This window comes from Stappia stellulata (genome assembly GCF_020176715.1).
Lineage (GTDB): Bacteria > Pseudomonadota > Alphaproteobacteria > Rhizobiales > Stappiaceae > Stappia.
In genome coordinates this window covers 15019-36719 of record NZ_JAIVMF010000012.1, presented here as the reverse complement: position 1 = coordinate 36719, position 21701 = coordinate 15019, and the positions used below count along the sequence as shown (strand labels likewise).

Here is a 21701-nt window from a genome sequence, read left to right as displayed (position 1 = left end):
TCGGCATGAGGCTACGGAGAGCTGTCGCACGCGACAGCGTCCGCACCGGCTAGAAGGTTTCAGGAGCAGCCGGACGGCTGCCCCTCGATCGCAGAATTCAATGTGCGGCGGCGCCCGACATCTCGCGTCCGCCCGGATCCTCGCGAATGTCGGCTGTCGCCTCCAGCAGATAGGCCGTGAAGAGGATCAGCATCGACACGGCGAAAACGCCGAGAAAGCCCGCCATCATGTATTTGACATAAAGCCCGAAGCCGGCCTGCGTCGTCTCGTAGGACAGGATCGGCGCGTTGATGATGTTCTGCTTGCCGCCCATGCCGATGATCAGGATGGTCCAGCACAGGCTCATGCCGAGAAAGACCGAGCCCACCGCATTGACGTAACCCTTGGTGCGCGACTTGAAGGCGGCATAGAACACGTCGACGCGCACATGGCCCTCGTCCCACAGGGTATAGGCGCTGGCGAAGAGGAAGAGCGCCGCATACCAGAACCGCACGAGGTCGGCCATGAACGCCTGCTCGTAGGAAAAGATGAAGCGCCCGATCACGATCAAGAGCTCGGCCGCGACGACCAGCAGCGCCAGCCAGGTAAACCCGAGCGTCCGGGTGAAGGCGGCAATCACAACCGAAAGCGCGATCAGCGGCATGTGCAGATAGGGACCGCGGAACTGCGACCGGCCGAGATCGCTGGAGAGCGCCTCGCCGACAATGCCGTCGAGCAGGCCCTCGACCCGCAGGAAGGAGATCACCGCATCGACACTGCCGACGATCAGCACGGCGAAGAAGGCGGCGCGGATAAGGAACCCGTTGATCGCGACCATTTTCCGGCTGTCGCTGCGCAAGGCCACCGATGGGGAGCGCAGCACGTAACCGGTTGCGACGCCAATCAGCGCCGCATAGAGCAGCAGTTGGGCCCAGGACAGCGCCATGCCGCCGTTGCCGTTCGCCACGCCGCCGAAGATCGGGGCGATGCCGGGGAGATCGTGCCAATACGTCAGGTAGTTGTTGAGAATGAACGCCGTCATCACGGCCAGCATGGTCCATCCGAACCAGCGAACGGTGAGCGCGCTCCGATCAGAACCCCGCATCGGGCGGAGAGGCCCATTGGCGGCGTCCGAAGCCCCTGCGAAGGACGACATGTCGGATTAGCCTCTTGCAATGAGGGACAAGGGGGTGCGGAAACGGGACGGGGCGCTCGACCCCGTCCCGCAAGTCACACCGGCAAGACGATCGATCAGATCGAGATGCCCAGCACGCGGTTGCGCTGAACCGTGTAGCCCGTGTCGGCAAGCAGCATCCAGCGGCCGATTTCCGAGCGCGCCTTCGCGAAGCTGTCGTGGGTCCGCGCAGCGAGATCGCTGTGCTCGCGGGTTTCCTCGAACACTTCCGCGGCCGCCTCGCCGAACGCGTCGTAGACCTCGTCGTTGAAGCGCTTCAGTTCGACGCCGTGCTCGTTGATCAGCTTGTCGAGATAGATGCCGTTGTTGGCGTTGCTCTCGGCCATCTGACGGGCATTCTCTTCGTTGCAGACGGCTTCGATGATCGCCTGGTCGGTCTTCGACAGGCCATCGTACCACGCCTTGTTCATGCCCATCGCGAGCTGCGAGCCCGGCTCGTGCATGCCCGGATAGTAGTAGTACTTGGCGGCTTCGTAGAACTTCATGAAGTAGTCGTTCCACGGACCGACCCACTCGGTCGCGTCAACGGCGCCGGAAACCAGGTTCTCGTAGATCTGGCCACCCGGCAGCGACACCGGAGAGGCGCCAAGTTTCGCCATGACGTCGCCGCCAAGGCCCGGGATACGCATCTTCAGACCCTTGAGATCGTCTGCGGTCTCGATTTCCTTGTTGAACCAGCCGCCCATCTGCACGCCGGTATTGCCGGCGGCGAAGTTCTTGACGCCGAATTCGCCGGCAAGCTCGTCCCAGAGCTCCTGGCCGCCACCGTACTTGATCCAGGCGTCGATCTCGGCATAGGTCAGGCCGAACGGAACGGCCGTGAAATAGGCCCAGGCCGGGTGCTTGCCCTTCCAGTAGTAGTCGGCGCCGATGTAGGCCTGCGCGTTGCCGGACGCGACTTCGTCGAAGGAGTCGAACGCACCGACGCGCTCGCCCGCGGCGAAATACTGGACGTTGATCCGGCCCTCGGTCAGCTCGCCGATGCGTGCGGCAAGGCGCTGCGCGCTCGTGCCCAGGCCCGGAAAGTCACGCGGCCACGTCGACACGATAACCATGTCGGTGGTGGACTGCGCAATGGCCGGTGCGGCGAGCGTGGTGGCTGCAGCAGCGGCACCAGCGCCGAGCCCGGCGTTTTTCAGAAATGAACGGCGATCCATACTTCTCCTCCCACAGAGAAAGAAAAACCCTGTCGACAACGTGTTCCGCTGCGCGACCTTGAAAGTGCCTTCTTGGTTTTAGGCACCGTGTCTATGATATAAAGCCCATGTCGATGCCTGAGACAAGTGCATCCGATTGCAAGTGGGGAATTTTTTTTACCACTCGCGCGTTTCGTCCCGCCACCGTCGCCCGGTCCCGCAATTTCTCCGGAGCCTTCATGAAAAAGCCTGTCGTCCTTGTCAGCACCGACATCAAACCGCTTGATGGATTCGAATGGCACGCTGTCATTTCCGCCTATGTCGATGCCGTCGCCCATGGCGCGGATGCCGTTCCGCTGATGCTTCCCTGTCTCGGCGCGGCGCTGGATCTGGACAGCGTTCTGGACCGCGTCGACGGCGTCCTGCTCACCGGATCGCGGTCGAACGTCCATCCCTCCCTCTACGGCGGCGAGGCCAGCGAGGCGAACGGCCCCTACGACACACGTCGTGACGGAACCACCCTTCCGCTGATCCGCCGCGCCGTGGAGCGCCGCTTTCCGATCTTCGGGATCTGTCGCGGGCTGCAGGAGGTCAATGTGGCGCTCGGCGGGTCGTTGATCACCGAGGTGCAGGAACTGGACGGCCGGCGCGACCACCGCGCGCCCGAGGCCGACGACCAGGACGCCCGTTTCGCGCTCGCCCATCATGTCGAGATCTCTCCCGGCGGGCGCCTCGCCAAGGTGCTGGGCGATGCCCGCATCGACGTCAACTCGCTGCACCGCCAGGCCGTCGGGCGCCTCGCCCCCGGGTTGAGTGTCGAGGCAACGGCGGAAGACGGCACCGTGGAAGCCGTTTCCTTCGATGCCGTGCCGGGCTTCGCCTTTGCCACCCAGTGGCATCCCGAGTACTGGGTCGGCAGCGATGCGGCATCGGCCCGGCTGTTTGCAGCCTTCGGCGACGCGCTGCGCGCCCATATGCGGATGCGCCACGACGCGCTGGACGCTGCGGAATGACACCCTCGCGCCCGCCGCGTGAACGAGACAGGACCTCGCCCCATGGCTCACGAACATCCGCATGAACACTCCCACGATCACGGCGATCACGACCACGGGTCCCATCTGGACGAAACGGACGCGCGGGTGCGCGCGCTTGAATCCGTGCTTGTCGAAAAGGGCTATGTCGACCCGGCCGCCCTCGACATCCTGATCGAGACCTATGAGACCAAGGTCGGCCCGCACAATGGCGCGAAGGTCGTCGCGAAAGCCTGGAACGATCCGGAGTTTCGCGACTGGCTGCGCGAAGACGCCACCGCCGCCATCCATTCGCTCGGCTACATCGGCCGCCAGGGCGAGCACATGGTGGCGGTGGAGAACACGCCCGAAGAGCACAACATGGTCGTCTGCACCCTGTGCTCCTGCTACCCGTGGCCGGTGCTCGGCCTGCCGCCGGTCTGGTACAAGTCCGCGCCCTACCGGGCCAAGGCCGTGCGCGACCCGCGCGGCGTGCTGGCGGATTTCGGCGTCACCCTGCCGGACCGGACCCGGATCCGCGTCTGGGATTCCACTGCCGAAATCCGCTATCTGGTCATCCCCATGCGCCCCGCCGGCACCGAGAGCTGGAGCGAGGAGGCGCTTGCCCGTCTCGTCACCCGCGACAGCATGATCGGCACCGGGCTCGCGCTTTTGCCGGGCGACGCCGAAGGCGCGGCGCAATGAACGGCGCACAGGACCTCGGCGGCATGATGGGCTTCGGCCCCGTCGTGCCCGAACCGGTGAAGCCGCTGTTTCACGCCAAATGGGAACCGCGCGCCTTCGCGCTGACGCTTGCCATGGGCGCCACCGGCGAATGGACCATCGACATGGCGCGCTTTGCCCGCGAGAGCCTGCCGCCTCCGGTCTATCTCACCTCCAGCTACTATCAGATCTGGCTGGCCGGTCTGGAACGGCTTCTGGAGGAGCGCGGACTTGTCACGGACGAGGAGATCGCGGCGGGCCGAAGCCTCGTCGACAGCCGCCCGGTCAAGCGCGTGCTCGCCGCCGACAAGGTCGCCGAAACGCTTGCGCGCGGCGGCCCGACCGAGCGCGACGCAGCCACCCCGGCGCGTTTTAAACCGGGTGACCGGGTCCGCGCCAAGACGATGAACCCCACCGGCCACACCCGCATCCCGCGCTATTGCCGGGGCCATGTCGGCACCGTCGAGGCGATCCACGGCGTGCATGTTTTTCCCGATACCAGTGCGGCTGGCGCCGGGGAAAACCCCGCCTGGCTCTACGGCGTCGCCTTCGACGGCCGGGAGATCTGGGGCGAGGACAGCGCGCAAGACGTCAGCCTGCGCATCGACCTGTGGGAGCCCTATCTTGACCCTGCCTGAGACCCCGCCGTCCGGCGCGCCGGACCATCCGCCGCAAGACCTGTTCGCCGATCTGCCCCGCGCGCAGGACGAGCCGGTGTTCCGCGCGCCCTGGGAGGCACGCGCCTTCGCGCTCGCGGTCTCCCTGCATGCCCGGGGCCTTTTCACCTGGAGCGAATGGGCTAGGACGCTCTCGCAGACCATTCGCGACGCGCAGGCGGCCGGCGACCCCGATTGCGGCGACAGCTACTACCGCCACTGGCTGGCGGCGCTGGAACGGCTGGTCACCGATCGCCGCGTCACCACCCGCGACCGCCTCGACGCGCGGCGCGACGCCTGGGAGCGGGCGGCCGCGGCAACCCCGCATGGCGAGCCGATCGAGCTCGGACGCGACGGGCGGCCGGTGCCGCCGGCCTGATCGCCGAAACCTGCATTTGAAGGGCTTGTTTTCCCTCCGGCGCCGCTGTTGGAGTGCACCGGCGCGAGCGCGGCTGCGCAGATGCGCGTTGCGGTTGGTGGTCGCGGCGCGGCACTCGCGTCATAAGGCAGGCTGGAAAAACCTTGCGGAGAAGCCTACAACTGGCCGCAACCCCTGGTTTTTCTGGTCTTGTAACCCGACCGCCTCGCTGGATGACACCCATGCCGATCGCCGACCGCCCGATGCTCGGTATCCTTCTGATGACCGGCTTTTGCGTGCTCGCGCCGCTTGGCGATTCCATTGCCAAGATCCTCGGCGACACGATCCCGCTTGCGCAGCTCTTGTTCGTGCGGTTCGCCATGCAGGCGATGATCCTCGTGCCGCTGGCAGTTGCCAGCCGCATCGACCTGCGCCTGTCCGCAAGGGCGCTGCGGCTGACGGTCCTGCGCACGCTGCTGCATATTGTCGGGATCGGCGCGATGTTCGCCTCGCTGCGCTACCTGCCGCTTGCCGATGCCATCGCCATCGCCTTCGTCATGCCGTTCCTGATGCTGTTGTTGGGCAAATTCGTCCTCGGCGAACAGGTCGGCCCCTACCGGCTCGGCGCCTGTCTCGTCGGCTTCGTCGGCACGCTGCTGGTGATCCGCCCGAATTACGCCGAGGTCGGCGCCCCGGCACTTCTGCCGCTTGTCGTGGCCATCGCCTTCGCGCTGTTCATGCTCGTCACCCGACAGGTCGCCAAGGCCGCCGATCCGATCGCGCTTCAGGGCGTGAGCGGCGTGATCGCGAGCGTTCTGATCGGCGCGATGATAGTCCTCGCCCCCGACCACAGCGGCGTGGCCTTTCCCTTCGACCTGCCCTCGCCGCGCGACACAGCCCTTCTGGCCGCCATCGGCGTGCTCGGCACGGTGGCGCATCTCTTGATGACATGGTCGCTGCGGCTCGCGCCCTCGGCGACACTCGCCCCCATGCAATATCTGGAAATTCCCTTCGCGACGCTGATCGGCTGGATGATCTTCCGCGACCTGCCGGACGCCATGGCCTCTGCCGGCATCGCGCTAACGGTCGGCGCCGGGCTCTATGTCATCCACCGCGAGCAGATCGCCGCGCGCCGCGCGACCCGCCAAGCCTGAGGCTCAGGCCCCGCCCCAGCCGGCCGCCGCAACAAACAGCGTCGCGCCCAGCAGGAAGACCAGAAGCGCGCCCAGGCCTTCCGCGACCCGGTGCACGGTGACAGCGCCGCCCGATCCGGTGAGCTTCAGCGCCACATCCTTGGCCGTGACCGCCAGCGTCGCCAGGACCGACACCGTCAGCCCGGTGCCGATCGCCATGGCGAAGGTCGCCGCAACGCCCGCCAGCGCCAGCCCCTGCGAGATCGCGAAGACCAGCACCACCAGCGCGCCGGTGCAGGGCCTGAGGCCGACGGCGAGGATCACCGACCAGGCCCGCGCCAGCGACACAGGCTCTTTCAGCATCTCCACCGGCGGCGCATGTACATGGCCGCAGCTGGAACAGGCTTCGCCAGGGTGAGCGGCGTGATCATGCGCGTGGTGATGATGGTGATCGTGGCCATGGCCATGGTGGTGATGGCGATGGGAGTGGTCATGATCGGTATTGCCGCAACCGGTCGCGGCGACGGCCTGCGCGCCCAGCGCGGCCGGACGGCGCACCGGCAGGAGCGGGCGCAGGATCTTCTGCCAGACCAGATAGACGCCAAGCAGCATCACCGCGAGATAGGATCCAAGCTCGAACCAGCGGGTCGTCTCGGTAATGGCAATGGAGGTCATGCGCAGGATCGCGGTGGCGACGCCGATCAGCACGATCGCCGTCACCGCCTGGGCCAGGGCGGAGGCGAAGGAGAGCACGATGCCCCGCTTCAACGTCTCGCCGTTGGCCAGCACATAGGAGGAGATCACCGCCTTGCCGTGTCCGGGCCCGGCGGCATGGAAGACGCCGTAGCCGAAGGACAGGGCCATCAGCCACCACACGGCGGTCCCGTCCGCCTTGATCTCCTTGATCGCAGCCGTGAGCGCGGAATAGAAGGCGGTCTGCTGCGCCGCGACCCAGGCAAAGACACCCGACAGCGGACCGCCCGGCGTCATGGTCTGTTCCGGCAGGCCGACCCCGAAGGGCGACGGCGCCGCAACGGCCCCGCTCGCGGACAGGCCACAGACGGCCATGACGACAAGCGCTGCGGCAAGCGCGGCGAGCGAGGCCCGGCGGGACACGAATTCTTCCAAGGGTTTTGTCTCCTAAGAACAGCCGATTGTCGCGGAGTTCGACAAGGTTTCCGTGACTTCCAGAAGGTCCGATGAAAGCTGGCGCTCGGTTGCCGGGATCTGTGCCAGCGTCGTCGCCGTCTGCGGATCGAGTTCCGGCGGCGGGGTGAAGTCCAGCTTGCAGGTCTGCGGCGCGTCGACCAGCGCGAAAGGCTGTTCCTTGGCCATCTCGAAGGCGACGAAATAGCTCGGATCGAACACGTCGAGCGTCAGCTTGGAGGCATCCGCGATCACCGCGTCCTTCAGCGGCAGCGTGTAGAACAGCGTCAGCCGGCCGCCATAGAAGTCGAGCCAGTATTCGACCGGCTCGGCGAAGGCGACCTCCGCCCCGCCCTGATAGAGGAAGGTGAAGAAGTCGAACTCGGCAAGCGATTCGACGTTGATCTGCGCCAGCGGCTGCAGCTCCTCGCGGGTCAGCTCGCCGTCGCCGTTGGCATCCAGCCCCTGGATCGCGAAGGCGGTGAAGGCCTCGTCGAACCGCCAGACGTGCCGCACGGCCTTGACCCGGCCGTCACCGTCGAACACCACCTCGGCGCGCGCCTCGACGAAGACATGCGGATGCGCCTGCGCCGCCGTCGCCACCAGCCCCATGGCCAAGGCCACAATCGCCGCACGTATCCCCATCGCCCTGTCTCCTTCCAGCCTGCCGGATCGATCCGCGTCGCACATATTGGCGCGCTTCGCGGCAACAGCAAGGCGTCCCGCGAAGGTCGCCGCACCGCAACACAAAATCAGGGAAAAATTATCCCCGTTTCGATCAGTTTTTGCGAATTCCTGAACAAATTCGCGAATTCTTGCGTGAAAAAAGAGCGATATTGCACCGGATTTCACTCATATTTTCCAAAATTATGGCGCGGCCCGACGTTTCCCCGTCCGCGCGGGGATATCCGCCCGCATCTTGCGCCCGGCGCGTTTCGACCGCCGGACCATACCGTGGAGACACTCATGAACGCCCCGATGACACGCCGCAACCGGGCGGCGGACACCCCCGCCGTTTTCGATCATCCCGAATTCGCCGGCCACGAGCAGGTGGTGCAGGGTCACGATGCCGCCACCGGCCTCAAGACCATCATCGCGGTGCATGACACCCGGCTCGGCCCGGCGCTCGGCGGCTGCCGGATGTGGTCCTATGCCTCGAGCGGCGAGGCGCTGACCGACGCGCTGCGCCTGTCGCGCGGCATGACCTACAAGAACGCGCTCGCCGGTCTCGACCTCGGCGGCGGCAAGTCGGTGATCATCGCCGACCCGCGCAGCGAGAAGACGCCGGAGCTGCTGCGCGCCTTCGGCCAGCAGGTGGAGCGATTGTCCGGCACCTATCTCACCGCCGAGGACGTCGGCATCTCGGCCGACGACATGGAGATCGTGGCCGAGGAAACCGCCCATGTGCGCGGCACGCGCGCCACCGGCCTCGGCGATCCCTCGCCCTATACCGCGCTCGGCGTCTTCGTCGGCATCAAGGCGGCGCTGCGCCACCGGTTCGGCAGCGACGATCTCTCGGGCCGGACCGTCTGCGTGCAGGGTCTCGGCCATGTCGGCTATTCGGTCGCCGAACTGCTGCACGAGGCCGGCGCGCGGCTCATCGTCGCCGACATTCACGCACCCTCCGCGGAGCGCGCGGTGAAGGCCTTCGGCGCAACCGCCGTTCCCACTGAGGCCGCCCATGCGCAATCGGCCGAAGTCTTCGCTCCCTGCGCGCTCGGGGCGGTGCTGAACGATCGTAGCATCGCGGAGCTTGGTGCGCATATCGTCGCCGGCGCGGCCAACAACCAGCTGGCGGAACCGCGCCACGGCGAGGCGCTGCGCGACCGCGATGTCCTCTATGCGCCGGATTACGCGATCAATGCCGGCGGGGCGATTTCCATCGCGCTTGCCCGTCCGGGCGGCGACGACAAGGCCGTCCGCGACAAGGTCCTGCAAATCGCACAGACGCTGACGCATATCTTCCAGCGCGCCGACACGCTCGGCCTGTCCACACAGACGGTGGCGGACCAGATCGCGGAAGAGCGCCTCGCGGGCGCCTGATTCTTCACGGCCGGACCGTCAGCAGATCTCCCCGCGCCGGCGCTTATCGGCAAACCAGTTCGACAGGAAGTCGACGAAGGCGCGGACCTTGCCCGACAGGTGGCGGCGGTGGGGATAGACCACGTGGATCGCCTGCCCGTCGGGCTGATAGTCCGCCAGCACCTCCACCAGCCGACCGGCCACGATGTCGCGGTGCACGAAGATATGCGGCGTGCGCAGGAAGCCGAGGCCCTCGCAGGCCGCAACCCGCGCGGCTTGCGCGCTGTTGACCTCGACCCGCCCCTTGACCGCAACGCCCATCTTTGAGCCGTCGACATCAAACTGCCAGTTGTTGCGGAAGCGGTAGTTGTTGTCGATGATGCAGGGCAGGCCCGCCAGGTCCTGCGGATGACGCGGCGTGCCGAAGCGCTCGACCGCTTCCGGCGAGGCGCAGACGGTGGCGCGAAACGGCGCGAGCTTGCGCGCGATCAGGCTGGAATCGGTCAGTTCCGTCACCCGGATCGCCGCGTCGAAGCCTTCCTCGACCAGATCGACGAAACGGTCCTCCAACCTGAGATCGACCGAAATATCCGGTTCGGCCACCAGAAAGGCCATGATCGCGGGATTGATGAAATCGTCGCCCATCGAGCGCGGCGCGGAGACCCTGAGCGTGCCGCGCGCGGCCTGATGGGTGTTCTGAACCGACGCCTTGAGATCGTCGATCCGGGTCAGGATGTCGGTCGCCTCCTTGTAGAAGGCATGGCCGACCTCGGTCATCGAGATCTGCCGCGTGGTGCGGTTGAGAAGCCGCGCGCCCAGTTCGTCCTCAAGCTCGCCGACATATTTGGAGACCAGCGCCTTGGAGCGCCCGAGCGCGCGCGCGGCCGCCGAGAAGCCGCCCTCGTCGACCACCTTCAGGAAACACCGCATCCGGCTCAACGTGTCCATTTGTCTCTCCCGCCCTTGCCGTCAGGCTTTCGCCGATCCGCGCCGGCGCATCCGCCGGGTCAACCGTCCAGTGAGCCGGCCCGCGAGCCCGAGCCCGAGAACGGCGGCGAGGAACCCGCCGCCGGCGGCGACAGCCCCTTCCATGGTGACCGGCACGGCCGGCTCGAAATCGTCATAGGTCGCGCTGGCAAGCTGCGGGTCGAGATCCGTGACGAAGGTTCCAAGACGCGCGAACGGTCCCGCCTCCTGCAAGGCCGCGCGCTGCCGGGTAAGGGCCGCCAGCCTGTCGATCGATTGCTCCATGCGCTGCCCGCGCAAGACCACCAGCGGATCCTGCGCGCTCGACAGACGCTGCAAGGCCTCGGGAACGGTCAGCCCGTTGCTGGCCGCATCCTCGCGAAAATCGGTGACGACCTGGGACAGGGCATCGATCGCCCCGCCCATGCGCTGCCGATACTGCTGCGCGAACTCGGGAAGCTGAGAGGTCGTCGCCCCGCTGACGACGGCCACGCCGAGCACCAAGGTGCGAAAGATCATGCCCGGTCTCCTTCCCTCTCGCGGTCCAGGCCCTAAAGCGAGATCACGCCGGCCTCGCCCGCCTCCGTGCCGAACAGCAGCCGGGTGCCGCCGGCGTCCCAGCACAGCGCCGAGACCGGCGAGCCGCCCGGGCGGCGCAGCAGCACCTCCTGGCTGTCGGCGAACCGCGCGACCAGCACCATGCCGTCCTGATAGCCGATGGCAACCACCTCCTCCGCCGGATGGCAGGCAACCTGCGACACCAGCTGATCGCCCCTTGCGCCAAGCTGCAAGGGCTGCTGGCCCATCGGGCCGGTCTTGCCGAAGAACGGCCACAGGATCGCGGCATTGGCGCCGGAGGTCGCCAGATAGCGTCCCTTCGCCGACCAGTGCATCGACTTCACCTTGCCCGGATAACCGGTCATGCGCATGTCCTGGCCGTCGGACAGCCGCCAGCCATGCAGCGCGTTCTCCTGCATCGTGGTGACGAGATATTTTCCGTCCGGCGAAAAGGCAGCGGCCGCATGCGCGCCCTTCCAGGAAAGCTCCTGGGCCGGCGCCTCGGTGTTGACCCAATGCAGCGTCGCGCCGTCGTAGCGCGCGACCGCAAGCCGCAATCCCCTGGGCGCGAAGGCAAGCCCGCCGACGGCGCGCGACGGCGAGACGTCGCGCAAATCGCCATTGGGCAGGCGCACCATGGCGGTGCGACCGGAGGCAAAGGCAATCGCGCCCTGCGGACCGGCGGCCAGCAGGTCGATCCACTTGCGCGGCAACTCCGCCATCAGCGTCGCCTCGCCCTCCGCGTCGGTGCGCATCACCCGCCCGTCGCCGCCGCTGGTGAGGATCGCGGATTTGTCCTGTGTCATGCAGGCGGCCAGCAGACCGCCGCCATGCACCTCCACCCGGCGCTCGCCGTCGGAGGTCAGCATCAGCAGCGTGCCGTCGCCCAGCGCGAAGACCGGATCGGTATCGAGGAAGGCCGCCGCGACGACGTAGCTTCCCGCGTCATAGGGCGCAACGGAGACCATCCCGCTCACGCCTCGCAGGCCTTAAAGCCGGTCGTCAGCGCGTCGAAATCGAGATCGCGGCCGATGACGACGAGACGGCTCTGGCGTGGCTCCCCGTCCTTCCAGTCACGCTGGTGATCGCCTTCCAGGATCATGTGCACGCCTTGCACCACATAGCGCTGCGGATCGTTCTTGAACGCCATGATGCCCTTCAGCCGCAAGATGCCCGGTCCCTGGATCTGGCTGACATTGCCGATCCACTGGAAGAACACATCCGGATCCAGTTCTCCCGCCGTCATCGAGACGCTTTTCACCGAATGCGGATCTTCATGCGCGTGCGCGCGCCCGTGATCATGTCCGTGCCCGTGGTGGTCATGATCGTGGTCGTGATGATGGTGATCGTGATCGCAGTCCGGTCCGCACTCATGGGTGTGCTCATGCTCGTCCAGAAAATGCGGATCGAGCGTCAGGATGCGGTTGAGGTCGAAGGCGCCGCGATTGAGAACCGTGTCGAGCGGCACGTCGCAGCGCTCGCTGCGCATCAACCGGGCATAGGGGTTGATCGTCTGGATGCGGGCCTCCACCGCCTTCAGTTCCTCCGCCGTGACAAGATCGGTCTTGTTCAGCAGGATGACGTCGGCGAAGGCGATCTGGTCTTCCGCCTCGCGCGTGTCGGCGAGCCGCTGCAGCACATGCCGGCAATCGACGACGGCGACCACGGCATCGAGCCGGGCCTTGTCGCGCACGTCGTCGTCCATGAAGAAGGTCTGGGCGACGGGCGCGGGATCGGCGACGCCGGTGGTCTCCACGACGATGGCGTCGAAGCTGCCCTGGCGCTTCATCAGGTTCTCCACCGTACGGATCAGGTCGCCGCGCACGGTGCAGCAGATGCAGCCGTTGTTCATCTCGAAGATTTCTTCGTCCGACTCAACCAGCAGGTCATTGTCGATGCCGATCTCGCCGAACTCGTTGACGATCACCGCATAGCGCACGCCGTGGTTCTCGCTGAGGATGCGGTTCAGGAGCGTCGTCTTGCCGGCGCCGAGATATCCGGTCAGCACGGTGACGGGGGTTTTCGTGTCCTGGGTGAGGGTCATGTGCCTGCCTGGTCGTCTTGCGGTGGACGGATCCGCGACAATGGACGGATCTCGCTCTCTTGATCCCGCATATGGGGTGTCTCGCCTGTCGGACTATAGCGTTTCGCCGCATTTGGCAAAGCATGCGGACCCACGCGGCTGCGGCAGACGCGGGCACGGGGGCCGGATCCGGCGCCCGCACTCACAACAGGAACCGGAAGCCGCCTTCGAGCCTGAGCAGCGCGATCTTGGTTTCCACGCCGCCTGCGCCGGAAAAACCGCCGAGCCCGGTCGCCGACACCACCCTGTGACAGGGAATGACGATGGGGATCGGATTGCCGCCGCAGGCCTGGCCGACCGGCTGGGCGGAGGTGCCGAGCGCCTTGGCGATCTCGCCATAGGTCGCGGTCTCACCACGCGGAATGGCCAGCATCGCCCGGTAGACATCCTGACGAAAGGCGTTGCCGGCCGGCGCCAGCGGCAGGTCGAACGCCGTCAGCTCCCCGGCGAAATAGGCCGCGATCTGCCGGGCGGCCTCCTGGAGAAGCGGCGTGGAGGGCGCCGCGTCGCCGCTTGCCCACGACAGGCGCACCAGCGCGCCGTCGCGCTCTTCCAGTTCAAGATCGCCGACCGGGCTTGGCAGATGGGCAATCGTCATGGCGGGACCTTTTCGTCGGGATCGGCTGCAGGCCGCCGCCTGATACGACGTCTGACGCAACGCAAACGGTTTCGAAAACCGGGGCCGGGCGCTACAAGATGAGCAGGACACAAGGGCCGGAGCAAGGCCGGACGAGGGTCGGACGATCCCTGCGGGAGGAACAATGCTGAAAACAATCGAGGGCTTCAACCGGATCGGCGAGGAAAACGCCTTCGCCGTGCTGGCGCGGGCCACACAACTGGCTGCCGAGGGCCGCGACATCATCAACCTCGGGATCGGCCAGCCGGATTTCCGCACGCCGGAGCATATCGTCGAGGCAGCGGTCAAGGCCCTGCGCGACGGCCACCACGGCTACACGCCGGCGACCGGCATCCTGCCGCTGCGCGAGGCGGTGGCGAAGGACCTGCACAGGCGCCTTTCCGCCGAGGTCTCGCCGGACAATGTCGTGATCGTGCCCGGCGGCAAGGTCACCATGTTCATGGCGATCCTGATGTTCGGCGCACCGGGCGTCGACATCCTCTATCCCGATCCGGGCTTTCCGATCTACCGCTCGATGATCGAGTTCACCGGCGCCCGCCCCGTGCCCGTGCCGATCCGCGAGGAAAACGGCTTTGCCTTCTCCGCGGAGGAAACCCTGTCGTTGCTGACGCCCGAGACCCGGCTGGTCATCCTGAATTCGCCGGCGAACCCGACCGGCGGCGTCACGCCGCGCGCCGAGATCGAGGCGCTGGTCGAGGGTCTGGAGGCACGGCCCGACATCGCCATCCTGTCCGACGAGATCTACGGGCAGATGACCTATGACGGCGCGCCGCATTGCTCGCTGCTGGAGTTCGAGGCAGTGCGCGACCGGCTGATCCTGCTCGACGGCTGGTCGAAGACCTACGCGATGACCGGCTGGCGCATGGGCTACGCGGTGTGGCCGGACCAGCTGATCGACAAGGCGCGCAAGCTTGCCGTCAACGCCTGGTCCTGCGTCAACGCGCCGGCGCAATATGCCGGCCTCGCCGCGCTTGAGGGACCGCAGGACGCTGTCGCGGAGATGATGCGCGAATTCGACATCCGCCGCAAACTGGTGGTGGAGGGACTGAACGCGCTGCCGGGCGTCTCGGCACGCACGCCGATGGGGGCCTTCTACGCCTTTCCCAACATCAAGGAGACGGGCTGGAAGGCGAAACCGCTCGCCAGCGCGCTTCTGGAAAAGGCGGGCGTCGCGGTGATCGGCGGACCGGATTTCGGCATTCTGGGCGAGGGCTACATTCGCCTGTCCTACGCCAATTCGGCGGAGAACATTTCCCGCGCGCTGACGCGCATGCGCGACTTCCTCGACGAAAACGCCGCTTGACCGGACAACGGGCGCACCGGGGTCAGACCCCGGCGATGCCGGTCCCGAAGAACAGCAGCGAGAACAGCGCCCACGACAGGACGGTGCCGACCCGGCTCATGTGAATATGCATGGGCTTTCCCCCAACGCAGGCGGGCGCGGACTTGCACCTCGCCGACCGCTCGCACGGCCTCCCCGGCCGTTTCTTCTCCTAAAATGCGACCGGTTTCGTTAAGGGGCGGTTAAGACAGGTTACCCTTTCGCAACGAACGGGGTCTCGGCAACCGGGGTGAGCGGGCGGCCGTCGCGGAACCAGGACGCCAGATTGTCGACGACAAGCTGTCCCATCCGGTCGCGGGTATGGCGGGACGCCGACCCGACATGCGGCAAGAGCACCACATGCTCCATGTCCTTCAGCGCCTGCGGCACCTTCGGCTCCTTCTCGAACACATCGAGACCGGCCGACAGGATGGTCCCGTCCTGAAGGGCTGCGACCAGCGCCGGCTCGTCGATCACGGTTCCGCGTCCGACGTTGACGACGATACCCTCCGGTCCGAGCGCCTCAAGCACCCGCCGGTCGACAATCCCGCGCGTTGCCTCGCCGCCCGGCGCCACCACCATCAGCGTGTCGCAGGCCCGCGCCAGCCCCTCCAGCGTGTCGTGATAGGGATAGTCGACATCTGTGCGCTGCGTGCGCCCGTGGTAGCGCACCTCCAGGCCGAAAGCCTCCGCCCGCCGGGCAATCGCCAGACCGATCCGCCCCAGCCCGAGAATGCCGAGCGTGCGGCCGCGCAAGGTGGCCGGCGTCAGCGGATAGGGTCCTTCCGCCTCCCAGCGCCCGGCGCGCAGGTAGCGTTCGGCGGCCGAGAGCTGGCGCACGGTCATCAGCAACAGCCCGAAGGCGGTATCCGCGACCTCCTCGGTCAGGACATCGGGCGTGTTGGTGACGCAAATCCCGCGCTCGCCGCAAAAGGCGGCATCGACGGAATCGTAGCCGACCCCGAAATTGGCGACGATCTCCAGCCCCGGCATGCGCTCGATCAGCGCCCGGTTGACCGGCACATGCGCGCCGCTGGCGATCCCGCGCACCCGCGACAGCAGGTCGGGCGACAGCGCCTCGACCTCGCCGGGACCGGCGCGGTGCACCGTGAACTGGCGAGAGAGCTGCTCCCCGACGATCGCGGGCGCGCGCCCAAGCATCAAAATTTCGGCCAAGGCCATCAAAATCCTCCCAAAGTGTCGATCCGCGCCGCATCCTGAGCGGGCGGACGGTCAGGTCGTGTTCGTTGTTCAGGCACCGCGCGCCTGGCCCTCGCCGCCCGGCTTTGGCGGCGGGGTCGATTCGCGCACCCGCAGTTCCGGCAGGATGGGCGCGGGCATTTCCGTGACCGGCGCGCCGGCGATCTGGCGCAGCATGAGAGCGGCCGCGGTCTTTCCGATCTCGTCCGGCTTGTTCCATACGGAGGTCAGCGCCGGCGTGCGGCTGGCCGCGCCGTCCGTGTCGTCGTAGCCGGCAACCGCGATGTCGCGCCCCGGCTCCACGCCGGCGCGGCGCAGCGCCGAGAGCAGGCCATGCGCGATCAGGTCGTTGAAGGCGAAGACCGCTGTCGGGCGCGGCGTCGCGCTCAGGAGTTGCGCCACCGCATCGCGTCCGTCCGCCGTCGTCATCAGCTCGGGAATGTCGAGTTGCGCCGCCACGTCGATGCCGGCCTCTTCGAGCGCCAGCTTCCAGCCGAGATTGCGGTCGTGGCCCGAGGAGCTTTGCCGGCGTCCGCCGATCATCGCGATCTGCCGGTGGCCCTGGGCGATCAGATGCGACACCACCATGCGTGCGCCAGCCACATCGTCGCTGCGCACCACCGGCACGCGGGCGCCGGCGACGTCGCGACAGATAAGCGTCACCGGAATGCCGCTGTCGGCCAGGCCGTTGATGTCCTCGACCCGCGTGCCGACGGAGGCGCAGATCACCAGCCCGTCGACGCGGTGCTGCATCAAGGTGTCGATGAAGCGCTGCTGGCGGGCGACGTCGTCACGGTGGTTGCAGATCAGGACCACCTGGTTCTCGCGCCCGAGCTCGTCCTCCAGCGCGCGGAACACCTCCGCGAAATAGGGATTGAGAATATCGTGGACCGCCACGCCGATCATGTTGGAGCGCGCCGTGCGCAGGGCCGCGGCCGAGCGGTTGTAGACATAGCCGGCGGCCAGCGCATGGGCCTTGATGCGCTCGCGCGTCGCCGGCGCGACCAAAGGCGAATCCCGAAGCGCGAGCGACACGGTGGCGGTGGAAACCTGAAGCGCCTCCGCCATGTCGCCGAGCGTGAGCCGGCGCGCGCCTCGCGCCCTGCCGGGCCCGCGACTTGAAGCGACAAGCGGTTCGCCCGGCGCGGCCTGCACCGCTGGGGGTCCTTTGGGTGTCTTTATGGTCACCGCTCGGCCTCTGATTCAATCGATTGAAGTGTTGCCAATCGCGGCCCGGCTGGCAAGCGCGAATGCCGGTCGAATCGGCACCGCCCGCGCCTAGAGCCCGCCGTCGGCGTGCGCCTCGCCCCGGGAGATCTTGCGCTCGCGGTAGAGAATATAAAGCCCCGAGCTGACCACGATCGCCGCCCCGAGCACGGTGAATGGCCCCGGCACGTCGTCGAACACGAGATAGCCGAGCCCGCTCATCCACAGGATCTGGATGTACATGAAGGGCGCGAGCACGGGCGCAGGCGCCAGCACATGCGCGCGGATCAGCGCGAAATGGCCGATACAGCCCCAGGCACCGGTCGACAGCAGAAGCGCCCAGGTCCACAGATCGCCGGGTGCGGTCCAGGCAGCGAGGCCGAAGGGCGTGATCGCAAGCGTCGCCACGACCGCGGAAATGATCAGCATGCCGACGGGCGATTCCGAATGCGCCAGCATGCGCGTCGTCAGCGCATAGAGCGCATAGCAGGTCATCGAACAGACCGAGAGAAGGGCCGCCCAGTTCAATCCGCCAAGCCCCGGTCGCGTCACCACAAGCACGCCGATAAAGCCGACGATGATCGCCATCCAGCGGCGAAAGCCCGCCCATTCGTTGAGAAGCGGTCCGGCGAGCGCCGTCACCACGAACGGCGCGGCGAACATGATCGAGACGGTTTCGGCCAACTGGAGGTGGCGCACGGCGAAAAAGTTGAACACGGTGGAGCCGAGCAGGAACATCGAGCGCAGGATCTGCAGGGGCCAGCGGTCGCTGCGCAGCGCGCCCGGAATGCGCCAGACCCGAAACAGCAGCACGGCAAAGACCACATGGGTCAGGAAACGCATCCACACGATCTGTTCGGCGGGAAGCGTCTGCCCGAGATATTTTGCCGTCGCATCGAGCCCGGAGAAGGAAAAGAACGCGAAGGAAATCAGTGCGATCCCCATGAACCGCTCCGGCACCGCGATGGCCGAGAGAACGGGAGATCGCAAATATCCGCCACGCCGCATTCTTTGTCCTTCGTTTAAACCGGAAGCGCCGCCTCCGGCGCTTCTATTTGTACGACAAATTCCGAGTGTGGAAGGGATTGCGTCCAATGTCATGATACGGAAACGCACATCCGCTATGCGCCCAGAGCAACCCGCCCCTCCCGTTTTGCAAGGCCCCAGATGACCGAACCGCCGCATCCGCCGGACCCCGCGCCCGCAAGCGCCCCTGACGCTGCCGAATTCGCCTGGCTGGCGCGGCGCTCCTTCAGCATCGGCCTGCTCTCCTTCGGCGGTCCGGCGGCCCAGATCGCGCTGCTGCACAAGGAGTTCGTCGCCGACGGCAAGCGGATATCGGAAGGCCGTTTCCTCAACGCGCTGAACTATTGCATGCTCCTGCCCGGCCCCGAAGCCCAGCAGCTCGCCACCTATTGCGGCTGGATCGTCGCCGGCACGCGCGGCGGCATCGTCTCGGGGCTGTTGTTCATCGCCCCAGGCGCGCTCGCCATGCTGGCGCTGTCGCTCGTCTATGTGACCTTCGGCGCCTCCCCGCTTGTCGCAGGCCTGTTCTTCGGCATCAAGGCCGGCGTGCTCGCCATCGTGCTGCAGGCGCTGGTGCGGCTGTCGGCACGGGCGATGACCTCAGCCGCCGCCCTTGCCATTGCCGCCGCCTCCTTCTGCGCGCTGTTCCTTTTCGACCTCCCCTTTCCCCTGGTGATCGTGGCCGCCGGCCTGTGCGGACTTCTTGTGCCGCGCGCCGCGGCCACTCCCTCCCCGGCACAGGATGAAAGCCGGGCCCGGCCGGCAGCCGACCGGTCGCTGCACGCGCGCGCGCTGCGCATCCTCGCCACCGGGATCGCCCTGTGGGCGCTGCCGGTGGCGGCCATCGTCATCTTGCTGTCGCCCGGTCACGTCTTCGCCAACATCGCCGCTTTCTTTTCCACGATGGCGCTGGTGAGTTTCGGCGGGGCCTATGCGCTCCTGAGCTACATGGCCCAGGTGGCGGTGGAAACCAACGGCTGGCTGACGGCCGGAGAGATGCTCGACGGCCTGGGGCTGGCCGAAACCACGCCCGGACCGCTGATCCTCGTCACCCAGTTCGTCGGCTATCTGGGCGGCTACCGCGCGCCCGCGCCCTTCGACCCGGCGGTCGCCGGGCTGCTGGCGGCCGGCCTCACCACCTGGGTCACCTTCGCGCCGAGCTTCGTCTTCGTGCTCGCCGGCGCGCCCTATGTCGACCGCATCCGCGGGGTCGCCTGGCTATCGAACGTACTGTCCGCCATCACGGCGGCGGTCGTCGGCACGATCCTCAACCTCTCGGTCTGGTTCGCGATCAACGTCCTCTTCGCGACGGTGACGGTGCTGGACGCGGGATGGACCTCGCTTCCCCTGCCGGTCGCCGGCAGCCTGCAGCCGTGGAGCCTTGCAATTGCGGCGGGCGCGGGGGTCATGCTGTTCGCGCTGAAGCGCAGCGTGGCGGAGGTGGTGATCGCGGCAAGCCTCGCAGGCCTCGCCCTCAGGATGAGCGGTCTGGCAAGCTAGGGACGACGCCCGGCCCGGTTCAGGCGCCGGGCTCGCCGTCCTCCGCATCGACCTCATCGACCGTGCGCGAGCCGAGGTTCTTCTCGATCTGGCGCAGCAGCTTGCGCAGCTTCTTGCGGTCCTTCTCGTCGAGCCCGACCAGTGCCTCGCGCTCGAGCCGTTTCCAGGACGTGTCGATGGTCGCGACCAGCGCGCGCCCCTCCTCGGTGAGAAACACACGGGCAAGCCGCCCGTCGGCCTCGGATGCGGCGCGGCGCAGGAACCCTTGCGCGGAGAGCCGCGTCACCATCTTGGTGACCGTCGGCGGCTGGACGGCGAGCGTCGCGGCAAGCTGGCTCATCGTCTGCCCGTCGTTATCCACGAGGATCTTCAGGACGGTTTCCTGGCCCGGATGCAATCCGATCCGGGCAAGATGCGTTCCGGCGCGCGCGCGATGGGCCTTGGCGGCCTGCGCCAGACGGAACGTCACGCTTTTCTTGAAATTGAATGCCATGCCACAACTTCTAACGCCGGCAAATGACCGCAAGATGACACCCGACCTTGCGGAAAGCACGCGCCGGCTGCGCCGCAACGGTCGGATTCGCAACCGTGAGGATGCACGTGCCCGCCCTTGCGATCAAAGGCTTTCGGCGCCCGGGCGCCAATCTCCCGCAAGCCGGCCTACCAGCGGGAAAAAAACGTCTCGACGCGCTGCAGGAAGCGCGCGCGGCTTTCCGGCGTCGAACTGTCCATGTTGTAATGCGCCAGATATTTGGTCTTGCAGCGCGGCGCGCAGAGCGCGCGAATGCCGCGCAGGACGGTCTTGCGACCGGGCTCGCCCATCAGCTTCGACACCAGCCAGGACGCGCCGCAGGTGGTGACCACACTGATGCGGCCGATATGCTGCATGCGCGGGCGCATCGGGCTGGTCGCTGTCGGGATCTCGAAGGTGACATGCGGCACCCAGACGCGGTCGAGATAGCCCTTCAGCATCGCCGGCAGGCCGAACCACCAAGTCGGATAGACGAAAACCAGCGCCTCCGCCCACAGGATGTCGTCGACATGGCGCTCGACCGGCGCCCGGTTCAGCTCCGCGTCATTGTAGCGAAGCCACTCCGGCTCGAGCATCACCGGATCGAAACGGCTGGCATAGAGATCCGTGACGCGCAGCTCGTGTCCGCCGTCGGCCAGCGTCTTGCAAACCGTCTCGGCGAGGCTGGCGCCGAAGCTTTCCGCGCTTGGATGACACTGAACGATCAGGATGCGCATGCTGGAACTTTCTAGAGCCGGGCCATGTCCGCCTCGACGCGGTCGAGAAACGCCGTGCGGGCGGCATCGTCCGCGCGGTTGAGATCGTAAAGGGCGAGATAGGCGAGGCGCGCGGCCGGCGCGACCAGCGAGCGCAGCACCCGCCGCACGATGCGCCGGGGCGGATCGCCAAGGAAGAAGGCGCGCCAGCGCGGCCCGCCGTAGGTGGTGATGGCGACGAGCCGGTTGATGTGCTGCAGGTTCGGCTTTACCCGTCCGTTCTCCATGCGGAACGAGACCCCCGGCAGGAACACCCGGTCGAAATAGCCCTTCAGGATCGCCGGAAAGCCGAAATTCCACACCGGATAGACGAGGACCAGCGCCTCGGCGCGCTGCAGCTGCTCGACCTCGGCTGCAACGCTCTCCCGGTTTTCCGGCACATCGTGATAGGCGAGCCGCTCCGCGCGGCTCAGGACCGGATCAAAACCCTGTTCGTAGAGGTCGAGCACCTCCACCGAATGCCCGTTCGCAACGAGCGTCTTCAGCGCGCGCTCCTTGAGTGCCGCGCAAAAGCTGGTCTCGACCGGATGGGCGTAGATCAGGAGAACCCGCATCGCGT

General features: G+C 66.9%; 23 protein-coding genes. 8 read left to right on the top strand and 15 right to left on the bottom strand.

The window, feature by feature from the left end; translation table 11 throughout:
• Positions 1 to 97: 97 nt before the first annotated feature.
• Both LC092_RS14440 and LC092_RS14435 read right to left on the bottom strand, forming a co-directional pair.
• Complete coding sequence (locus tag LC092_RS14440; protein ID WP_224807685.1) at positions 98 to 1033, bottom strand: TRAP transporter small permease subunit; 936 nt, start codon at positions 1031 to 1033, stop codon at positions 98 to 100.
• 197 nt (positions 1034 to 1230) lie between these two features.
• Positions 1231 to 2331 (bottom strand): TRAP transporter substrate-binding protein, encoded by a 1101-nt coding sequence (locus LC092_RS14435; RefSeq protein ID WP_224807681.1) that lies wholly within the window; start codon positions 2329 to 2331, stop codon positions 1231 to 1233.
• Positions 2332 to 2549: 218 nt separating this feature from the next.
• Here LC092_RS14435 and LC092_RS14430 point away from each other — a divergent pair, with 218 nt between their 5' ends.
• From LC092_RS14430 to LC092_RS14410, 5 genes are all read left to right on the top strand, one after another.
• Positions 2550 to 3323 (top strand): gamma-glutamyl-gamma-aminobutyrate hydrolase family protein, encoded by a 774-nt coding sequence (locus tag LC092_RS14430; RefSeq protein WP_224807679.1) that lies wholly within the window; start codon positions 2550 to 2552, stop codon positions 3321 to 3323.
• Positions 3324 to 3365: 42 nt separating this feature from the next.
• Entirely contained in the window at positions 3366 to 4025 is a 660-nt protein-coding gene (gene nthA / locus LC092_RS14425; protein WP_224807678.1) for a nitrile hydratase subunit alpha, read from the top strand.
• A complete protein-coding gene (gene nthB, locus LC092_RS14420) occupies positions 4022 to 4681 on the top strand; it encodes a nitrile hydratase subunit beta (RefSeq protein ID WP_224807676.1) in 660 nt (219 codons plus the stop codon). The genes nthA and nthB overlap by 4 nt, the downstream gene beginning before the upstream one ends.
• On the top strand, positions 4674 to 5078 hold the full coding sequence (locus tag LC092_RS14415) for a nitrile hydratase accessory protein (protein ID WP_412103587.1): 405 nt from the start codon (positions 4674 to 4676) through the stop codon (positions 5076 to 5078). Before nthB ends, LC092_RS14415 begins: the two co-directional genes overlap by 8 nt.
• 221 nt (positions 5079 to 5299) lie before the next feature.
• Complete coding sequence (locus tag LC092_RS14410; protein WP_224807673.1) at positions 5300 to 6211, top strand: DMT family transporter; 912 nt, start codon at positions 5300 to 5302, stop codon at positions 6209 to 6211.
• 3 nt (positions 6212 to 6214) lie between these two features.
• Here the strand turns inward: LC092_RS14410 and LC092_RS14405 are convergent, their stop codons facing one another.
• Together LC092_RS14405 and LC092_RS14400 are read right to left on the bottom strand one after the other, a co-directional pair.
• Positions 6215 to 7318: a nickel/cobalt transporter gene (locus LC092_RS14405; protein ID WP_224807671.1), complete on the bottom strand. Its 1104-nt coding sequence runs from the start codon at positions 7316 to 7318 to the stop codon at positions 6215 to 6217.
• Between the two features lie 12 nt (positions 7319 to 7330).
• Positions 7331 to 7981, bottom strand: a complete 651-nt coding sequence (locus LC092_RS14400) for a DUF1007 family protein (RefSeq protein ID WP_224807670.1) — start codon at positions 7979 to 7981, stop codon at positions 7331 to 7333.
• 321 nt (positions 7982 to 8302) lie between these two features.
• On the opposite strand from LC092_RS14400, the gene LC092_RS14395 reads away from it, so the two are divergent.
• A complete protein-coding gene (locus LC092_RS14395) occupies positions 8303 to 9379 on the top strand; it encodes a Leu/Phe/Val dehydrogenase (RefSeq protein ID WP_224807669.1) in 1077 nt (358 codons plus the stop codon).
• A gap of 18 nt (positions 9380 to 9397) precedes the next feature.
• Here LC092_RS14395 and LC092_RS14390 read toward each other — a convergent pair whose 3' ends face one another.
• The 5 genes from LC092_RS14390 to LC092_RS14370 all read right to left on the bottom strand — a co-directional run bounded on the left by LC092_RS14390 (position 9398) and on the right by LC092_RS14370 (position 13563).
• On the bottom strand, positions 9398 to 10306 hold the full coding sequence (locus tag LC092_RS14390; RefSeq protein WP_224807668.1) for a LysR family transcriptional regulator: 909 nt from the start codon (positions 10304 to 10306) through the stop codon (positions 9398 to 9400).
• Between the two features lie 21 nt (positions 10307 to 10327).
• Complete coding sequence (locus LC092_RS14385; RefSeq protein WP_224807667.1) at positions 10328 to 10843, bottom strand: DUF2937 family protein; 516 nt, start codon at positions 10841 to 10843, stop codon at positions 10328 to 10330.
• Between the two features lie 32 nt (positions 10844 to 10875).
• Positions 10876 to 11850 carry a WD40 repeat domain-containing protein gene (locus tag LC092_RS14380; protein ID WP_224807883.1) on the bottom strand — a complete coding sequence of 325 codons (975 nt, stop codon included), beginning with the start codon at positions 11848 to 11850 and terminating at the stop codon, positions 10876 to 10878.
• Positions 11851 to 11855: 5 nt separating this feature from the next.
• A complete protein-coding gene (locus LC092_RS14375; protein ID WP_224807666.1) occupies positions 11856 to 12926 on the bottom strand; it encodes a CobW family GTP-binding protein in 1071 nt (356 codons plus the stop codon).
• Between the two features lie 181 nt (positions 12927 to 13107).
• On the bottom strand, positions 13108 to 13563 hold the full coding sequence (locus LC092_RS14370) for a methylated-DNA--[protein]-cysteine S-methyltransferase (RefSeq protein ID WP_224807665.1): 456 nt from the start codon (positions 13561 to 13563) through the stop codon (positions 13108 to 13110).
• A gap of 163 nt (positions 13564 to 13726) precedes the next feature.
• Between LC092_RS14370 and LC092_RS14365 the strand changes: the two genes are divergently transcribed.
• Complete coding sequence (locus tag LC092_RS14365) at positions 13727 to 14905, top strand: pyridoxal phosphate-dependent aminotransferase (protein ID WP_224807664.1); 1179 nt, start codon at positions 13727 to 13729, stop codon at positions 14903 to 14905.
• A gap of 231 nt (positions 14906 to 15136) precedes the next feature.
• On the opposite strand, the gene LC092_RS14360 is transcribed toward LC092_RS14365, so the two are convergent.
• The 3 genes from LC092_RS14360 to LC092_RS14350 all read right to left on the bottom strand — a co-directional run bounded on the left by LC092_RS14360 (position 15137) and on the right by LC092_RS14350 (position 18274).
• Entirely contained in the window at positions 15137 to 16105 is a 969-nt protein-coding gene (locus LC092_RS14360; protein WP_224807663.1) for a 2-hydroxyacid dehydrogenase, read from the bottom strand.
• A gap of 69 nt (positions 16106 to 16174) precedes the next feature.
• Positions 16175 to 17278 (bottom strand): LacI family DNA-binding transcriptional regulator, encoded by a 1104-nt coding sequence (locus LC092_RS14355; protein WP_224807662.1) that lies wholly within the window; start codon positions 17276 to 17278, stop codon positions 16175 to 16177.
• Positions 17279 to 17401: 123 nt separating this feature from the next.
• A complete protein-coding gene (locus LC092_RS14350; protein WP_224807661.1) occupies positions 17402 to 18274 on the bottom strand; it encodes a DMT family transporter in 873 nt (290 codons plus the stop codon).
• A 222-nt stretch (positions 18275 to 18496) separates the two neighbouring features.
• On the opposite strand from LC092_RS14350, the gene chrA reads away from it, so the two are divergent.
• Positions 18497 to 19855, top strand: coding sequence for a chromate efflux transporter (gene chrA / locus LC092_RS14345; RefSeq protein WP_224807659.1), 1359 nt, complete (start codon positions 18497 to 18499; stop codon positions 19853 to 19855).
• Positions 19856 to 19874: 19 nt separating this feature from the next.
• On the opposite strand, the gene LC092_RS14340 is transcribed toward chrA, so the two are convergent.
• From LC092_RS14340 to LC092_RS14330, 3 genes are all read right to left on the bottom strand, one after another.
• Positions 19875 to 20348, bottom strand: a complete 474-nt coding sequence (locus LC092_RS14340) for a MarR family winged helix-turn-helix transcriptional regulator (RefSeq protein WP_224807653.1) — start codon at positions 20346 to 20348, stop codon at positions 19875 to 19877.
• Positions 20349 to 20515: 167 nt separating this feature from the next.
• The gene (locus LC092_RS14335) at positions 20516 to 21103 is read right to left on the bottom strand and encodes an NAD(P)H-dependent oxidoreductase (RefSeq protein ID WP_224807652.1); all 588 of its coding nucleotides are present in this window, start codon (positions 21101 to 21103) and stop codon (positions 20516 to 20518) included.
• An 11-nt stretch (positions 21104 to 21114) separates the two neighbouring features.
• Entirely contained in the window at positions 21115 to 21696 is a 582-nt protein-coding gene (locus LC092_RS14330; RefSeq protein WP_224807651.1) for an NAD(P)H-dependent oxidoreductase, read from the bottom strand.
• Between the last annotated feature and the right edge of the window lie 5 nt (positions 21697 to 21701).

What these genes read in the sequence shown, in the direction of transcription:
- LC092_RS14435 (WP_224807681.1), bottom strand. Translation starts at nt 2,331, where the DNA reads ATGGATCGCCGTTCATTTCTGAAAAACGCCGGGCTCGGCGCTGGTGCC.
- LC092_RS14410 (WP_224807673.1), top strand. Translation starts at nt 5,300, where the DNA reads ATGCCGATCGCCGACCGCCCGATGCTCGGTATCCTTCTGATGACCGGC.
- LC092_RS14400 (WP_224807670.1), bottom strand. Translation starts at nt 7,981, where the DNA reads ATGGGGATACGTGCGGCGATTGTGGCCTTGGCCATGGGGCTGGTGGCG.
- LC092_RS14330 (WP_224807651.1), bottom strand. Translation starts at nt 21,696, where the DNA reads ATGCGGGTTCTCCTGATCTACGCCCATCCGGTCGAGACCAGCTTTTGC.
- LC092_RS14360 (WP_224807663.1), bottom strand. Translation starts at nt 16,105, where the DNA reads ATGGCCTTGGCCGAAATTTTGATGCTTGGGCGCGCGCCCGCGATCGTC.
- nthB (WP_224807676.1), top strand. Translation starts at nt 4,022, where the DNA reads ATGAACGGCGCACAGGACCTCGGCGGCATGATGGGCTTCGGCCCCGTC.
- LC092_RS14350 (WP_224807661.1), bottom strand. Translation starts at nt 18,274, where the DNA reads ATGGGGATCGCACTGATTTCCTTCGCGTTCTTTTCCTTCTCCGGGCTC.
- LC092_RS14365 (WP_224807664.1), top strand. Translation starts at nt 13,727, where the DNA reads ATGCTGAAAACAATCGAGGGCTTCAACCGGATCGGCGAGGAAAACGCC.
- LC092_RS14395 (WP_224807669.1), top strand. Translation starts at nt 8,303, where the DNA reads ATGAACGCCCCGATGACACGCCGCAACCGGGCGGCGGACACCCCCGCC.
- LC092_RS14340 (WP_224807653.1), bottom strand. Translation starts at nt 20,348, where the DNA reads ATGGCATTCAATTTCAAGAAAAGCGTGACGTTCCGTCTGGCGCAGGCC.
- LC092_RS14375 (WP_224807666.1), bottom strand. Translation starts at nt 12,926, where the DNA reads ATGACCCTCACCCAGGACACGAAAACCCCCGTCACCGTGCTGACCGGA.
- LC092_RS14380 (WP_224807883.1), bottom strand. Translation starts at nt 11,850, where the DNA reads ATGGTCTCCGTTGCGCCCTATGACGCGGGAAGCTACGTCGTCGCGGCG.
- LC092_RS14370 (WP_224807665.1), bottom strand. Translation starts at nt 13,563, where the DNA reads ATGACGATTGCCCATCTGCCAAGCCCGGTCGGCGATCTTGAACTGGAA.
- LC092_RS14430 (WP_224807679.1), top strand. Translation starts at nt 2,550, where the DNA reads ATGAAAAAGCCTGTCGTCCTTGTCAGCACCGACATCAAACCGCTTGAT.
- LC092_RS14385 (WP_224807667.1), bottom strand. Translation starts at nt 10,843, where the DNA reads ATGATCTTTCGCACCTTGGTGCTCGGCGTGGCCGTCGTCAGCGGGGCG.
- LC092_RS14390 (WP_224807668.1), bottom strand. Translation starts at nt 10,306, where the DNA reads ATGGACACGTTGAGCCGGATGCGGTGTTTCCTGAAGGTGGTCGACGAG.
- chrA (WP_224807659.1), top strand. Translation starts at nt 18,497, where the DNA reads ATGACCGAACCGCCGCATCCGCCGGACCCCGCGCCCGCAAGCGCCCCT.
- LC092_RS14440 (WP_224807685.1), bottom strand. Translation starts at nt 1,033, where the DNA reads ATGCTGGCCGTGATGACGGCGTTCATTCTCAACAACTACCTGACGTAT.
- LC092_RS14335 (WP_224807652.1), bottom strand. Translation starts at nt 21,103, where the DNA reads ATGCGCATCCTGATCGTTCAGTGTCATCCAAGCGCGGAAAGCTTCGGC.
- nthA (WP_224807678.1), top strand. Translation starts at nt 3,366, where the DNA reads ATGGCTCACGAACATCCGCATGAACACTCCCACGATCACGGCGATCAC.